Genomic DNA, 13,130 nt, shown 5'->3' on the forward strand with positions numbered 1-13,130 from the left:
CTCCCCGCCCCTCCTGGGCGGAAACCATGGTTTCCGCCCAGGAGGGGCGGGGAGGGAGGGGGTGGGGCGGGTCAGTCGGCGAGGATCGCCGCCTGCTCGGCGCGCAGGGCGTCGATGAGGCGCCCCTCGGGCAGCACGACGTCGTCGTAGGTGAGGACCTCGTCCTTCTTGACGTCGCGCTTGAGGGTGCAGCCCTCCGCGACGCCCATCGGCAGCAGGTTCTGCGCCTTCGTGACGTCGTAGCGCTCGGCCACGCCGAAGGTGTCGTACCCGCCGAGGCGGTCGATGGTCTTCCCGGCCGCCAGGTCGGTCTTGGCGGTGGTGACGACCTCGACGGTGACGGTGTCGCCGGGGACGATGGCGGCGTCGCGGAACAGCACCGCGCGCGCCACGGTCAGCGGCACCTCGAAGTGGCACAGGTGGTACGGCGTGTAGAACGAGTACAGCGGCCCCTCGCCCAGCTTGTACAGGTTGAGGTAGTGCTGCTGCTTGGGGTCGTCGTGGGTGCCCAGGACGTACACGCCCGGGCCGGGCTTCGCGCCGACGACGTAGTCCACGACGCCGCCGAGCTCCTTGAGCTGGTCCACGTCGTACTTCGCGGTCAGCTCGTCGACGTGCCCGTGGTGGTCGGCGCCGCGCATGCCGCGCTCCTCCACGGTGAACCCGGCCGCGTTGGCGACGAGGGCCTGCTCGAACGACACCTTGGTGCCGTCGGCGAAGCTCGTCACCATGTACGGGTCCTGGCCCCACTTCTTCGCGAACCCCTCCTGGGTGGTGGGGTTGCGGTACTCGTCCTGCAGGCCCTTGATGTTGCCCGCCACGAGCGGCGTGACGCCGATGGAGCGCACGAACCGCAGCAGGTTCATCTGCACGCCGGGCTGGTCGCCGTCGGCGCCGGTGTAGACCACGCCGGCCTTCTCGGCGCGCTTGCGCAGCGCCAGGCCGGCGGTGCCGTCGACCTCGGCGTTGAGCAGCACGACGTGCTTGCCGGACTCGATGGCGCGCACGACCACGTGGGCGCCGTACTCGGTGTTGCCGGTGGCCTCGATGACGGCCTCGACCTGGCCGGCGTCGACGACCGCCTCGTAGGAGGCGGAGACGACGGGCGTGCCGGCGGAGATGGCCCTGTCCACGGCGGCGGCGTCGTCGGCCTCGACCACGCCGGTCAGCCCGGCCTGCTCGTAGGCGTCGCGGGCCTTGGACACGGTGCGGTTGGCGATCGCGACGAGGTCCATGCCGGGCACGGAGTTCACGACCTGGTTGACGACGCCGCGGCCCATGAACCCGGCGCCGACGAGGGCGACGCGGATCGGGCGCCCCTCGGCCTGCCGCTGCTTCAGGGCGTTGTCGACGATGATCACGACAGCACCGCCCCGTCGGCCAGCAGCGTCCAGGACTTGTCCTTCTCGCTGATGACGGCGACGTCGCGGGCCCACGGCAGCGCCAGGTCCGGGTCGTCGTAGCGCAGGCCGCGCTCGGTGCCCGGGGTGTACTTCTGGCTGACCTGGTACACGACCTCGGCACCGTCGGTGAGCGTGAGGTACCCGTGCGCGAAGTACGGCGGGACGTACAGCGCGCGGCGGTTCTGCGCGGTCAGCTCCACGGCCACGTGCTCGAGGTACGTGGGCGAGCCCTCGCGCAGGTCGACGATGACGTCCTGGATGGCCCCGGCGGTGCAGCGCACCAGCTTGGCCTCCGGAGCAGGGTCGACCTGGGTGTGCATGCCGCGCAGCGTGCCGGCCGCGTGGTTGTACGAGAGGTTGCACTGCTCGACGGCCGGGATCAGCCCGGCGGCCTCGAACTCGTCGCGGCAGAACGTGCGGGCGAAGAACCCGCGCTCGTCGGCGCGCTCCTCGAGGTCGACGATCGCGACGCCCTCGATGTCGGTCGTGGTGATCTTCACTGGGCGATCCCGCTGGTCGGCTGGTAGTTCCAGAACAGCTCCTTGTCGAGCTGCCCCGTCTTGATGAGGTGCTCGAGCTGCTTGAGCCGGGTGTGACCGCGGCCCTTGAAGGTCTCCTCGTCCAGGTCGATGGCCTTGAAGACCTCGACGAGCTGGGCGGCGCCCTTGTCGGCGTCCCAGTCGCAGGAGAAGCCGGGCAGCGTCGAGTGGATCTTGTCGAAGTTCACCTTGTAGCTGCGGTTGTCGCCGTTGCTCTCGCCGAAGGTGATCTCGGCCTCGGGCAGCGCGCGGCCGACGGCCTCGGCGATCTCGCGGACGCGGTAGACCTGCTGGGAGTCGCCCACGTTGAAGACCTGGTCGTGGATCGCCTCGCGGGGGGCGTCGAGGACGGCGCGGATCGACTTGGCGATGTCCAGGCCGTGCACCAGCGGCCGCCAGGGCGAACCGTCGGAGGTCATGGCGATCTTGCCCGTGGTGAACGCCAGGCCGGCCAGGTTGTTCAGCACGATGTCGAAGCGCTGGCGGGGCGAGGCGCCGTAGGCGGTCGCGTTGCGCATGTACGTCGGGGAGAAGTCGTCGTCCGCGAGCGGGGACAGGTCGCGCTCGACCATGACCTTGCACTCGGCGTAGGCGGTCTGCGGGTTGACCGGGGAGGTCTCGTCGACGGTGTCGTCGGCGACGCCGTACACCGAGCAGGAGCTCATGTAGACGAAGCGGGAGACGCCCGCGGCCTTGGCCATCTCGGCCAGGCGCACCGAGCCCTTGTGGTTGACGACGTAGGTGACGTCCGGGATGAGCTCACCGAGGGGGTCGTTGGACAGCTCCGCCATGTGCACGACCGCGTCGGCACCGCGCAGGTCGTCGGCGGTGATGTGGCGGATGTCCTTGGCGAGCGTCTCGACCGAGGCGGTGACGCCGTTGTAGAGCCAGCCCTGCTTGTAGTACCCGGTGTCGATGCCCAGCACCGAGTGGCCGGACTCCAGCAGGGTCGGGGCGAGCAGGCAGCCGAGGTAGCCCTCGGTGCCGGTGACGACGATCTTCACAGCGGTTCTCCGGTTCCTCGGGTGCTCAGTCTTCCCAGATCTTCCAGGGGGCCTTGCCGGAGTCCCAGAGCTTGTTGAACTCGGTCCACTCGCGGAAGGTGTCCATGCCCAGCCAGTAGCCCTCGTGCCGGGAGACCGTCAGCTGGCCGTCACGGGCCACGGTCTGCAGCGGCTTCTGCTCGAGCATCATGTCGGGGTCGTCCTCGAGGTACTTGTCCGCGAAGGCGCGGTCGAAGACGAAGAACCCGCCGTTGACCCAGCCGTCCGCCAGGGTCGGCTTCTCGTTGAACTCGGTGACGGTGTCGCCCGTGACGTGCATCTCGCCGTAGCGCGAGCTCGGGTGCACCGCGGTGACGGTGGCCAGTCGGCCGCCGGCCTCGTGGTCGCGCAGGGACTTGGCGATGTCGACGTCGCCGAGGCCGTCGCCGTAGGTGAGGAGGAACGTGTCGGCGGTCAGGTGCTGCTCGACGCGCTTGATGCGGGCGGCGGTCGCGGTGGTCAGACCGGTCTCGACGAACGTGATCTCCCAGTCCTCCTCCACACCGTTGGTGTGGTAGGTCGGGGCCTCCTGCGAGGAGAGGTTCAGCGTGAAGTCGCCCGCGTTGATGCGGTAGTCGAGGAAGTACCGCTTGATCATGTCGCTCTTGTAGCCCAGGCACAGCACGAACTTGCGGAAGCCGTGAGCGCTGTAGAGCTTCATGATGTGCCACAGGATGGGCCGACCACCGATGTCGACCAGCGGCTTGGGCAGCTTCTCGCTGGCCTCGCGCAGGCGGGTCCCCATGCCCCCGCAGAGGATGACCACCGGGATTTCGGACACGGGCGTGGCAGCGCTCATCGTCAGTTGTTCCCTCACTCGATCCGGCTGGACGTCGTCCGGCACCCGCGGTAGCGGGGCCGTGGACAGGTGGGGGCCACACTCGGAGACGTTCCCCGGCGGCGGATCGAACCCCCCACGAATTCGCGCCGCCAGTTCTCCGTCGAGATGCGTGCCGAGGCTACTACAGGCCCTCCGGCACGAGACCGGATCTTCTGATACTGCTCGCAAGACTCCCCGTCCGGCGGCACAGCACCCCCTGGTAGCGACGGAACGCACAGGATTCATCACCCAGAGACACCGACTTGCGCCGGTTCGACGCCCGCACCGGCACGGGCGGCACCACGACGGCGGGCATACGCTCCTGCCGTGGGACGGTTCGAGAACATCGCGGCGCTGGCCGGCCCCCCCGCGGGCTCGGTGGTGCTGGACCTGGCCTGCGGCTCCGGGCGCACCACCCGCGCCCTGCTGCGCTCCGGCCCCCGCCTCGTGCACGCCGTCGACGTCGGATCCACCCTCGACGACGACCTGCTGCTCGACGAGCGGGTGCGCGCCCACATCGCCGACCTGTCCGCCCTGCCCCTGGAGGACGCGAGCGCCGACGTCGCCGTCTCCCTCAACGCCGTCGAGCACCTGCACGACGTCGGGGCCCACCTCGCCGAGGTCCACCGGGTGCTGCGCCCGGGCGGCACCGCCGTGCTGGCCCACTCCGACTGGGACACCGCCCTGTTCACCAGCGACGACGACGCCCTGACCCGCACCCTGCTGGACCGGTTCGTCGCCCACGCCCCCGCGGGTGGTTCCCCCACCGACGGCTTCGCCGGCCGCAAGCTGCTGCGCCACGCCGCCCGCAGCTCCTTCACCGTGCGGTCGGTGCACTCCTGGGCCGACCCGCACCGCCGCTTCGACGAGGGCTCGGTGGCCTGGAAGGTCGCCACCGGGGTGCTCTCCGCCGTCGCCGACGACCCCTCGCTGGCGGCCCGCGCCGCCGGCTGGATCGAGGGCCTGCGCCGCAGCGCCGACGCGGGGGAGTTCCTGTTCACCGTCACCGACGTCGCCGTGGTGCTGCGCAAGGACTGACCCGCGGCCCCGGTCCGCGCACCGCCCGGTGGCGGGAGCGCGCGGTGCGCGAGAACGTGCGGGCAGGACAGGACGCACGGACGAGGAGGACGAAGTGGCCGCAGGACTGCTCGGCAAGGTCACCAGGTTCATGTCGACGCCGCAGGGGCGCCGGCTCACCCAGGAGGCGGCCCGGCGGGTCCAGGCCGCGGCCAAGGACCCCGCGACCCGGCGGAAGATCGACGCCGCCGTCTCCCAGCTGCGCCGCCGCGGCAGCGGAGGCACGCACCGCTGACGCGCGCCCCCGGGGGGCCGTGGTCGCCGGCCGTGGTCGCCCCGGGTGGCCGTCGGCGGGTGCTGCGGCCGGCTCTCCGCCCGCGCCCGTGTGACGGGTGGGGCGGAGTGCATGATCACCGCAGGGTGGGGGTGCGGCGGGCGGGTCAGCCGACCTCGTCGCCCGACATCCAGCGCTCCGGCCCCGCGCTCTCGCGCGCGGCGCGCGCCCGCTGCGACTGCTCGGCCAGCAGCCGTGCCGCCACCGGTGCCGCCAGGTGGTCCACCCGCGGCTTCACCGGCCCGGACGTCGAGTGCAGCGCGACGCTGGCCAGGCCCATGCGCCGCTGCAGCGGCCCCTGCGCCAGCCCGAGGCTCTGGGTGCGGGCGTGCGGCACCACGTCCAGGCGCCGCACGAGCCGCCCGCCGCGCGCCAGGAACGCGTGCTCGGTGACCAGGTAGCCGTCGCGGCGCCACGCGACCGGGTCCAGCCAGCGGGCCGCGCGCGGCACCGCCGTGTACCCGCCCTCCGCGTCGCGGCCCGTCAGCCCGTCGCGCACCAGGTCCAGGGCACCACCGGGACCGCTCGCGCCCAGCGCGGGCAGCACGATCGCCAGCACCCGGGCCAGCTCCTCCTCGGTGCCCACCGGCAGCACGGTGGCCGCCTCCTGCCCGTCCTCGCCCGGGCCGGACGCGTACCCGGCGACGTTGACCTGCACGCGCCACCAACCGGGCCGGCGCCACAGCAGCGGCTGCGTGATGCTCAGCGCCTGCACCCGCCCCGGCGGCACCGTCTGCGAGCGCTGCTCCAGCAGGCCGTGGGTCAGGCGCATGCCGTCCGGGGAGTGCGCGACGGTGAAGTTGAACCCGCGGCTGAAGCGCTGCCACACCGCGGAACCCACGCCCAGCACGCCCGGCAGCGCCGCCACCAGCGGCGTGGTGCTGCGCGCGAGGACGCACCCCACGACCAGCCCGACCGCCGCCAGCACCACCACGACCGTGGAGACCGAGCGCAGCGTCGCCGCGACGAGCCGGCCCGGCGGCACGTGCACCACCGGCCGCTGCGGGGCCTCCGGCGCGCTGACGGTGCCCCGCTCGTCGCTGTCCACCCGCACGCCGGCGGCCGCGGCGAGCAGCGCGTTGCGCACCCGCTGCGCCTCGTCCTCGCGCAGGTACGCCAGCGAGACCTGGCTGCCGGACCCGCCGGCCACCTCCAGGCGCAGCTCCGCCAGCCCGAGCAGCCGCCCCAGCAGGGGGCGCACCACGTCCACGGCCTGCAGCCGGTCCAGCTGGGCGCTGCGCTGCTGGCGCCACAGCACGCCGTGCTCCACGTGCACCGCCTCGGCGTCCACGCGGTAGCGGGTGCGACGCCACGCGACGGCGCTGTAGACGGCACCGACCAGCGCCAGCACCAGCAGCCCGCCGAGCATGAACAGCGTGAGCAGCCACGCCTCGACGTCGATGCGGGCGAGGTCGTCGACGTTCTGCACGACGGCGAAGGCCAGGACCGCGGCGACGATCTTCCACGCCCGCAGCACCGGGGTCACCGGGTGCAGCCGCCGCCAGCCGGCGTCCTCGAGCACCGCGCGCGTCGAGGCGTCCAGCTGCCCGGCGACGGCGGGGTCGACGTTCTCCAGCGCCGGCTCGGCGGGCCGCGGGCCCGGCTGCGGACCCTCGGGTCCCTCGGGTCCCTCGGGGCCGGTGGCGCTCACAGCCCCGCCAGCCGGGCCCGCCCGCGCGCGGCGAGCCGGTCGCGCAGCCGGGCGGCCTCCTCCGGCGGCAGGCCGGGGATGGCCGCGTCCGAGTCCGGGGAGGCGGTGTGCAGCTGGACCTTGGCCAGCCCGAAGCGGCGGTCCACGGGGCCGGCCTGCACGTCCACGTACTGCAGGCGCCCGTACGGCACCACCACCAGGGACCGGAACAGCAGGCCGTGGCGCACCAGGAGGTCGTCGTCGCGCTCGGCGTAGCCCCAGGCCGGCACCTGCCGGCCGGTCAGCCACCACCCCCACGCCCACAGCGCCGCCACGACGGCGGCGCCGATCGCGATCCACCAGGTCAGCAGCACCGCCAGCACCAGCAGCACCACGAACACCGGGGCCGCCCAGATCGTGCCCGTCACGCGCTGGGACGTCGCCAGCCGCGGCGACACCCGCTGCCACGTGACGCCCGGCGGGTCGAACGGGTCCACCGGTGCGGCCCAGCGGTCCACCGCGTCGTTCCCGCCGCTCGCGCCGCCCCCGTGATCCGCCCCGTGGTCCACCCCGTCAGGGTGCCAGACGCGTTGCGCCGCGCGGCGGCGTCGGCGAGGCTCCCGGTGTGATCAGCGAGGGCGGCAGCGGACCGGGGGTGGCGCAGGACGACGTCGCCATCCGCTTCGAGGGGGTCGGCAAGCGCTACCGCGACGGCACCGAGGCGGTGCGGGAGCTGACGCTGGACGTGCGGCGCGGTGAGCTCGTGGCCCTCGTCGGCCCCAGCGGCTGCGGCAAGTCCACGATCCTGCGGATGGTGAACCGGCTGGTGGAACCCACCAGCGGCCGGGTGCTCGTCGACGGCCGCGACACCTCCGGCGTGGACGCCGTCGAGCTGCGCCGCGGCATCGGCTACGTCATCCAGGCGGGCGGGCTGATGCCGCACCGCTCCGTGCGCGACAACGTCGCCACCGTCCCCAAGCTGCTCGGCTGGGACGCCAGGGAGCGCCGCCGGCGCGCCGACGAGCTGCTGGAGCTGGTGGGCCTGGACCCGCACGTGCACGGGCGCCGCTACCCCGCGGAGCTGTCCGGCGGGCAGCAGCAGCGCGTCGGGGTGGCCCGCGCGCTGGCCGCCGACCCGCCGGTGCTGCTGCTGGACGAGCCGTTCGGGGCCGTGGACCCGGTGGTGCGCGACCGGCTGCAGGTGGAGTTCCGCCGCCTGCAGACCGAGCTGGGCAAGACGGCCCTGTTCGTCACCCACGACCTGGACGAGGCGGTGCGGATGGCCGACCGCATCGCGGTGCTGTCCACCGGCGGGCACCTGGAGCAGTACGCCGCTCCCGCGACCCTGCTGTCCGAGCCCGCCACCGACTTCGTCGTGGAGTTCGTCGGCTCCGACCGCGGGCTGCGCCGTCTGGCCGTCACCCCCATCCGGCCCGAGGACCTGGAGACCCCCACGACCCTCGCGCCCGGCGACGGCGTCGCGTACGCCTCGACGGCGCTGGAGGTGGACGGGCGCTCCTGGGGGGTCGTGCTGGACGGCGAGCGCCGCGAGCTGGTCGGCTGGGTGCCCCGGGCCCCGCTCACCGAGGCGATGCGCCGCGGCGACCGCGCCGGCCGCGTCGCGGACTGGACGCTGCCGTTCGACGTGACGGTGCAGCGGGCCGAGACGATGCGCACGGCCTTCTCCGCGCTGCTGGCGCAGGAGCTGCGGTTCCTGCCCGTGCTGGACGGGGCGGAGTTCCTGGGGGTCATCACCCCCGACGTGGTGCACACCGCGCTGCGCAGCGGCGCGCGGCCCACCGGCCCGGACAGCAGCGACCCGGACGGCAGCGGCGCGGCGTGAGGCGCCGGTGAGCGCCGCCGGCCGGCTCACCCGGTCGCTGGCCGTGCTGTACGGCGCCGGCGCGAGCGCGGCGCTGGGAGCGGTCCTCGTGCTCGGCGACGGCACGGCGGCCACCTACGTGGCGGGGCTGACCGCGTTCTGGTGGTTGCCGCCGGCGCTGGTGGCCGTGCCGGTGGCGGTGGCGGTGCGGGCGTGGGGGGTGCTGGCGGCGGTCGTGGCGCCGGCCGTGGCGGCCGGTGCGCTGCTGGGCCCGCTGGCGCTGCCCGGGCGCGGCGGCGGCAGCGCCGACCTGCGGGTGGCGACGTTCAACCTCACCGGCACCCGCGGCCTGGACGGGCTGCGCCTGCTGGTGGAGCGGTGGCAGCCCGACGTGCTGCTGCTGCAGGAGGTCAGCCCCGACGCCCGGCGGTACCTGGACGAGCACTACGCGCAGTACCCGCACCGCTGGTACGGGGCGGCGAGCCGCGTGGGCGGCGACGACGGCGGCGGCACCGACGGCGACGCCGTGTGGTCCACGGTGCCCATCACGTCCACCCGCGCGGTCACGGGCCTGCCGGAGGGGGCGCGACCGGCCCACGTGGTGGTCCTGGACGCCGGCGCCCTGGGCGGGCCCGCGGCGCTGCCGGTGCTCTCCCTGCACCTGGCCTCCCCGTGCCTGGGGTGCTCGCCCCGGGGCCGGGAGAACAACCCGGCGGGCGGCACGACGGAGGCTGCCGCCACCCGCGTGGCCGAGGCCCGCCGCTACGCGCAGGTGGCGCGCGAGCTGGCCGCCGAGGGGCCGGTCGTGCTCGGCGGGGACCTGAACTCCTCCGACTTCAACGAGCCGCTGCGGGTGCTCACCGGCGACGGGCCGGACGGTGGCGGCCTCACCGACGTGCACCGGGCGGTGGGCACCCGCCCGCAGCTGACGCGCGGGTCCAACCCGGGGTACGCCCGCGTGGACGTGGTGCTCACCGCCGGGCTGGAACCGGTCGCCGACGCCGAGGGCCCCGCGGGGGGCAGCACCCACGCCCCCGTCGTGGCGGACCTGCGCTGGAGGCGGTGAAAGGCTCAAGGAGCCGCGGCGGGACGCCGACGCAAGAGGGGAGGACGAGCAGGTGGAGGAGCCGCCGTGCCGTCCAGCTCGCCGAGGAGACCCGCCGTGGACGCACCCGAGACCCCCCGCCGCCTGCTCGCCGACCGCTCCGTCACCGTGAAGATCTCCGCGGCGCTGCTCGCGGCGTCCGCGGTGGCCGTCGGCGTGGGCGGGGTCGGGGTCTCCGGGATGGCCGCCCTCAACACCGAGCTGGAAGCCGTCAAGACCGAGCACGTGGACGGGATGCGGGAGATCGCGACCGTGCGCGGCGGGATCGCGGACATGTACCGCGCCACGATGCTGAACAGCCTCCGCGGTCAGGACGAGGCCGCGCTGGCCGAGGCCCACGGCGCCGTGCTGGAGGCGGACTCCCAGCTCGCGGAAGCCCTGGACCGCTACGAGGCCGCCGCGAACGGGACGGCCACCACCGCGGCCGTGGAGGCGCTGCGCTCGTCCTACGCCGACTTCGTCGCCCTGCGCGAGGTCATCATGTTCCACCAGGCGCCCCCCGCCGGGTTCACCATGCCCGCCGCGGACGAGATCGGTCCCGCCTTCAACGCGGCCGAGACCGGTTTCAACGACGCCATCGCCGCCCTGCAGGACGCCGAGGCGCAGCAGGCCGAGGAGAAGTCCACGGCCGCGTCCGCCGAGTACCGCCGGGCGCGCACGGTGGTGATCGCCGCGCTCGTCGCCGGGCTCGCGCTCGCCGGCGCCCTGGCGGTGTTCGTCGTGCGCACCATCGGTCGCCAGCTCGGCTCGGTGAGCACCGCCCTGGACGCGGTGGCCGGCGGCGACCTGACGGTCGAGGCGGCCGTCCACTCCCGCGACGAGCTGGGCGCCATGGCCGGGGCCGTGAACCGCGCGCGCGAGGGCATCGCCTCCCTGGTGCGGCAGCTGTCGGAGTCCACCGGCACCCTGGACCACAGCTCACGCCGCCTCGCCGGCGTCACGGAGCAGATCGCGGCCAGCGCCCAGGAGGCCGCCGGTCAGGCCGACGTGGTCGCCGCCTCCGCCGCGGACGTCTCCAGCAGCGTGCAGACCGTGGCCGACGGCGCCTCCGAGATGGGCCTGTCGATCCACGAGATCTCGCAGAACGCCAACGACGCCGCCCGGGTGGCGCAGGAGGCCGTCGAGGTGGCCTCCAGCACCAACGAGACGGTCTCCAAGCTGGGCGAGTCGTCCGCGGAGATCGGCAACGTCGTGAAGGTCATCACCGCCATCGCCGAGCAGACGAACCTGCTGGCCCTGAACGCCACCATCGAAGCCGCCCGCGCCGGGGAGATGGGCAAGGGCTTCGCCGTCGTGGCCGGCGAGGTCAAGGAGCTGGCCCAGCAGACCGCCCAGGCCACCGAGGACATCTCCCGGCGGGTGGCGACCATCCAGACCGACACCGAGGGCGCGGTGCGGGCCATCGCGGACATCACGCGCATCGTCGGCACCATCAGCGACTACCAGGGCACGATCGCCTCGGCCGTGGAGGAGCAGACCGCCACGACCGCCGCGATGAGCAGCAGCGTGGGCGAGGCCGCCGGCGGCGCCGCGGGCATCGCCGGCAGCATCGACGGGGTCGCCTCGGCCACCCGCGCCACCAGCGCCTCCCTCGCGGAGGGCGAGGTGGTCGCGCGCGAGCTCGCGCAGACGTCCGCCCGGCTGCAGGAGCTGGTGGGTCGCTTCCGCGTCTGACGCGGCCCTCCCGGCGGTCCGGGCCCCCGGGTGCTCAAGACCGGGACCCGGACCGCCGAAGGTCCCCCGGGGGGCGGCCACCGGTCCCCGGGACGACGAGGGGACGTACGACGTGAGCACCGAGGGACACCGCGCGGCACCGCACCGGCAGGGGGCGGTGCGGCGCTGGCTGGCCGACCGGAAGGTCGGCACGCGGCTGCTGCTGGCCACCGCGCTCGTCGCGGTCGCCGCCGTCGCGGTCGGGCTGGTCGCCCTGTCGGTGACGGCGGACCTGCGCGCTCAGCGCCAGGCCGAGGTGGGCAGGGCGGTGCCCTACATCACCGGCCTGCAGCAGGCGGCGCTGACCGCCAAGGCAGCCGCCACCGACGAGCGCGGGTTCTTCATCACGGGTGACTCCGAGTTCGCCGACGAGAGCCTGGGCCGCCAGGCCGACTTCGCCGCCGCCGTGGAGCAGGCCCGCACGGCCGCCCGCACCGACGAGGAGCGCGCGACCGTCGACGCGATCGAGGCGCAGGTCGACGCCTGGTTCGACGCGCTGCGCGCCGAGTACGCCCTGGCCGCCACCGACCGCGACGCCGCCGTGGCCGCCTCGTTCGGCCCGAACCGCGACGCCCGCAAGGCGTACGAGACGGCGCTGGCCGAGGAGACGGAACGGGCCAGTGTCGCGCTGGCCGCCGGGCACGAGTTCGCCGCCACCGTGCGCCGCGGGCAGCAGCTCGTGCTGGTGCTGCTCGTCGCCGGTCTGGCCCTCGCCGTGGCCGCCGCGCTGGTCATCCGGCGCAGCATCGTCGCCCCGCTGCACCGCGTCACCGACGTCCTGGCGCACGTCGCCGAGGGCGACCTGACCGCGACGGTGGGCGTCGACAGCCGGGACGAGATCGGGGCGATGGCCCGCGCCCTGGACCACACCACCGGCCGCTTCCGGGCCGCGGTGCGGCAGATCGGTGGTGACGCCCAGCAGCTGGGTTCGTCGGCGCAGGAGCTCACCCGGGTGTCGGCGGAGCTGTCCTCCGGTGCCCAGGAGTCGGCGGGCCAGTCGCAGGTCGTCGCCGCGGCCACCGAGGAGATCAGCACCTCCATCTCCACCGTCGCCGCCGCCGGCGACGAGATGAGCGCGGCGATCCGCGAGATCGCCTCCTCCACCGCCGAGGCCTCCTCCGTCGCCTCCGCGGCGGTCGCCAACGCCGCCGACGCCTCCGCGATCCTGGAACGCCTCTCGGCCTCCTCCCGCGAGATCGGCGACGTCGTCAAGCTCATCACCTCCATCGCCGAGCAGACGAACCTGCTGGCCCTGAACGCCACCATCGAAGCCGCCCGCGCCGGGGAGATGGGCAAGGGCTTCGCCGTCGTGGCCGGCGAGGTGAAGGAACTGGCCCAGCAGACCGCCCGGGCCACCGAGGAGATCGTCACCCGCATCAACGCCACCCAGGCCGACGCCGGCGCGGCGGCCGGAGCCATCGAGCAGATCACCGAGGTCATCGCCCGCATCGACGGGCTGCAGGCCACCATCGCCGCCGCGGTGGAGGAGCAGTCCGCCACCACCGCCGAGATGGTCCGCAACGTCACCGAGGTCTCCACCGGCAGCCAGGAGATCGCGACGAACGTCTCCGGTCTCGCGGACGCCGCGGCCCGCACCACCGGCAGCGCCACCCGCACCGCCGAGGCGGCGGAGCAGGTCCACGGCGCCGCCGACGACCTGCAGCGGCTCGTCGGCACCTTCCGCGTCTGACACCGCGCCGCGGG

The 13,130-nt window shown here is 74.3% G+C and carries 12 protein-coding genes; 6 read left to right on the forward strand and 6 right to left on the reverse strand.

Annotation, left to right across the window (positions count from 1 at the left end; genetic code table 11):
- Nucleotides 1-71: 71 nt before the first annotated feature.
- The 4 genes from ACRYM0_RS12030 to rfbF are packed head-to-tail and all read right to left on the reverse strand — an operon-like array spanning nt 72 to nt 3,784.
- On the reverse strand, nt 72-1,361 hold the full coding sequence (locus tag ACRYM0_RS12030) for an NAD(P)H-dependent oxidoreductase (protein ID WP_432505354.1): 1,290 nt from the start codon (nt 1,359-1,361) through the stop codon (nt 72-74).
- Complete coding sequence (gene rfbC, locus ACRYM0_RS12035; protein WP_432505356.1) at nt 1,358-1,903, reverse strand: dTDP-4-dehydrorhamnose 3,5-epimerase; 546 nt, start codon at nt 1,901-1,903, stop codon at nt 1,358-1,360. The genes ACRYM0_RS12030 and rfbC overlap by 4 nt, the downstream gene beginning before the upstream one ends.
- Nucleotides 1,900-2,946, reverse strand: coding sequence for an NAD-dependent epimerase/dehydratase family protein (locus ACRYM0_RS12040; protein WP_432505358.1), 1,047 nt, complete (start codon nt 2,944-2,946; stop codon nt 1,900-1,902). Before ACRYM0_RS12040 ends, rfbC begins: the two co-directional genes overlap by 4 nt.
- A 25-nt stretch (nt 2,947-2,971) precedes the next feature.
- Complete coding sequence (rfbF, locus tag ACRYM0_RS12045) at nt 2,972-3,784, reverse strand: glucose-1-phosphate cytidylyltransferase (RefSeq protein WP_432505360.1); 813 nt, start codon at nt 3,782-3,784, stop codon at nt 2,972-2,974.
- A gap of 348 nt (nt 3,785-4,132) precedes the next feature.
- Here rfbF and ACRYM0_RS12050 point away from each other — a divergent pair, with 348 nt between their 5' ends.
- On the forward strand, nt 4,133-4,843 hold the full coding sequence (locus tag ACRYM0_RS12050; RefSeq protein WP_432505362.1) for a methyltransferase domain-containing protein: 711 nt from the start codon (nt 4,133-4,135) through the stop codon (nt 4,841-4,843).
- 94 nt (nt 4,844-4,937) lie between these two features.
- Nucleotides 4,938-5,117: a hypothetical protein gene (locus ACRYM0_RS12055; protein ID WP_432505364.1), complete on the forward strand. Its 180-nt coding sequence runs from the start codon at nt 4,938-4,940 to the stop codon at nt 5,115-5,117.
- Nucleotides 5,118-5,262: 145 nt separating this feature from the next.
- Here ACRYM0_RS12055 and ACRYM0_RS12060 read toward each other — a convergent pair whose 3' ends face one another.
- Both ACRYM0_RS12060 and ACRYM0_RS12065 read right to left on the reverse strand, forming a co-directional pair.
- Nucleotides 5,263-6,807 carry a PH domain-containing protein gene (locus ACRYM0_RS12060; protein ID WP_432505366.1) on the reverse strand — a complete coding sequence of 515 codons (1,545 nt, stop codon included), beginning with the start codon at nt 6,805-6,807 and terminating at the stop codon, nt 5,263-5,265.
- Nucleotides 6,804-7,304 carry a PH domain-containing protein gene (locus ACRYM0_RS12065; RefSeq protein ID WP_432505399.1) on the reverse strand — a complete coding sequence of 167 codons (501 nt, stop codon included), beginning with the start codon at nt 7,302-7,304 and terminating at the stop codon, nt 6,804-6,806. The genes ACRYM0_RS12060 and ACRYM0_RS12065 overlap by 4 nt, the downstream gene beginning before the upstream one ends.
- A 107-nt stretch (nt 7,305-7,411) precedes the next feature.
- On the opposite strand from ACRYM0_RS12065, the gene ACRYM0_RS12070 reads away from it, so the two are divergent.
- From ACRYM0_RS12070 to ACRYM0_RS12085, 4 genes are all read left to right on the forward strand, one after another.
- On the forward strand, nt 7,412-8,629 hold the full coding sequence (locus tag ACRYM0_RS12070) for an ABC transporter ATP-binding protein (protein ID WP_432505367.1): 1,218 nt from the start codon (nt 7,412-7,414) through the stop codon (nt 8,627-8,629).
- A 7-nt stretch (nt 8,630-8,636) separates the two neighbouring features.
- Nucleotides 8,637-9,674, forward strand: a complete 1,038-nt coding sequence (locus ACRYM0_RS12075) for an endonuclease/exonuclease/phosphatase family protein (RefSeq protein WP_432505369.1) — start codon at nt 8,637-8,639, stop codon at nt 9,672-9,674.
- A gap of 96 nt (nt 9,675-9,770) precedes the next feature.
- Nucleotides 9,771-11,387, forward strand: a complete 1,617-nt coding sequence (locus tag ACRYM0_RS12080; protein WP_432505371.1) for a methyl-accepting chemotaxis protein — start codon at nt 9,771-9,773, stop codon at nt 11,385-11,387.
- 112 nt (nt 11,388-11,499) lie between these two features.
- Complete coding sequence (locus ACRYM0_RS12085) at nt 11,500-13,116, forward strand: methyl-accepting chemotaxis protein (protein ID WP_432505373.1); 1,617 nt, start codon at nt 11,500-11,502, stop codon at nt 13,114-13,116.
- The last annotated feature ends 14 nt before the right edge of the window (nt 13,117-13,130 follow it).

The organism is Kineococcus arenarius subsp. arenarius (assembly GCF_050871845.1).
Classification (GTDB): domain Bacteria; phylum Actinomycetota; class Actinomycetes; order Actinomycetales; family Kineococcaceae; genus Kineococcus.

Bases quoted from the DNA above. Each gene is read 5' to 3' on its own strand.
- rfbF (WP_432505360.1), bottom strand. From the start codon at position 3,784: ATGAGCGCTGCCACGCCCGTGTCCGAAATCCCGGTGGTCATCCTCTGC.